This window comes from Intestinimonas sp. HCP28S3_D6 (genome assembly GCF_052065695.1).
GTDB lineage: Bacteria > Bacillota > Clostridia > Oscillospirales > Oscillospiraceae > Intestinimonas.
In genome coordinates this window covers 1-1,392 of record NZ_JBQHTM010000124.1, presented here as the reverse complement: position 1 = coordinate 1,392, position 1,392 = coordinate 1, and the positions used below count along the sequence as shown (strand labels likewise).

General features: G+C 61.6%; 1 protein-coding gene. It reads right to left on the bottom strand.

Annotated features, from left to right (window positions below; translation table 11 throughout):
- Window positions 1–204: 204 nt before the first annotated feature.
- Window positions 205–1,233: an AraC family transcriptional regulator gene (locus ACTNBK_RS17010; RefSeq protein WP_441147875.1), complete on the bottom strand. Its 1,029-nt coding sequence runs from the start codon at window positions 1,231–1,233 to the stop codon at window positions 205–207.
- Window positions 1,234–1,392: the final 159 nt, after the last annotated feature.

Sequence of the window (1,392 nt, the reverse complement as noted above, 5' to 3'; positions counted from 1 at the left end):
GCCGAACCGCTTCTTGAACACGTAGCTGAAATAGTTGGGCTCGTCGTAGCCCGCCCCAAAAACGGCTCCGCCGTTTCCGGGGAACCCCACTTCTTCTCTTCCTCGGCGGAAATGAATTCCGCCTGCGGCAAGGTTTTGCCCGGAGGGCAAAACGCTTGGGCGCGGATGACCTACGTCCCGCCTCCGGCGGTGCCAAAAGGTGGGCTACTTGCGAAATTGCGACGGTGACACGCCGAACCGCTTCTTGAACACATAGCTGAAATAGTTGGGCTCATCGTAGCCCACCTTTTCCGCCACCATATAGGTCTTGTCGTCGGTGGTGCGCAGCAGCTCCACTGCATGCTCCATACGCACGTCGGTGAGATACTGGACGTAGCTCCGCCCCGTCTCCTGCTTGAAGATGGTGGAAAAATAGGACTGGCTGATGTGCAGGTGGTCACAAATCCGGTCTACCGACAGCCCGGAGTCTGGATAGTTCTCCCGGATGTACCGCTCCGCCTCCTCCACCAGCCGTTTGGCGGTGGAGACCCGACGCTGGTCCATGCAGCCGCTCATGTTGAGGCACACCGACAGCAGCCAGGCACGGAGCTCCTCCATTGGGGTGTCCTCAGCAAGAAGCGCCAACCACGTCCCTCTGGGCCCCAGCATGGCCTCCTCCCCCAGCCGGCAGCGCTGGATCACAGGCAGCAGGGTTCCCAGCATGCCGATGGCCCTGGACTGGTCGCTCCACTCCCCATCTCCTTCGGCCAGGAGCTTGTCCACCATGGCGGCGATCTGCTCCTGAGAGCCGAACTTAATGACGGAAAGCAGCTGCTGCTCCCTGTGGCTGTCCCCCTCCGGCACGGTCCGATCCAGACGCTCCATGTCCTGGATGTAGATGGGTTTGCCCATGCCCACCACCGCCCGGTACTCCAGGGCGGCCCGGGCCTCGCCGCAGGAGCGGCACAGCTCCTCCAGCTTCTGACAGGGACGGCCGATGCCCACCGCCAAGGTGACGCCCAGGATGCGCTCACACTCCGTACACACCTCGCCCAAAATGCGCATGAGGCTCTCCACCGGGTCCCGCTCCCAGGCGGTGGCGATCAAGATGGAGGAGACTCCGAGCACAATCTCGCTCTGACATCGGTCCCGAAGGGCATCGCTGAGCATCTGCTGCACCGACACCGGCACCAGTTCCGCACTGAGGGCGGGCCGGTGCTCACCGCCGTGGACGATGTCGCACACCGCCGCCACCTTGTACGCTCCCTCCCGGACGGTGAGGGCAAACCGCTCCGCCTGGGCCTCTAAGGAACCTCTGAATAAAAGCCTTTATCCTGTTTCTACTCAATGTATTAGCCGCCATTTGCGCTTGGTTAAGGTGATTTCAGTGCAAAATAGCCATTATTTATCTGC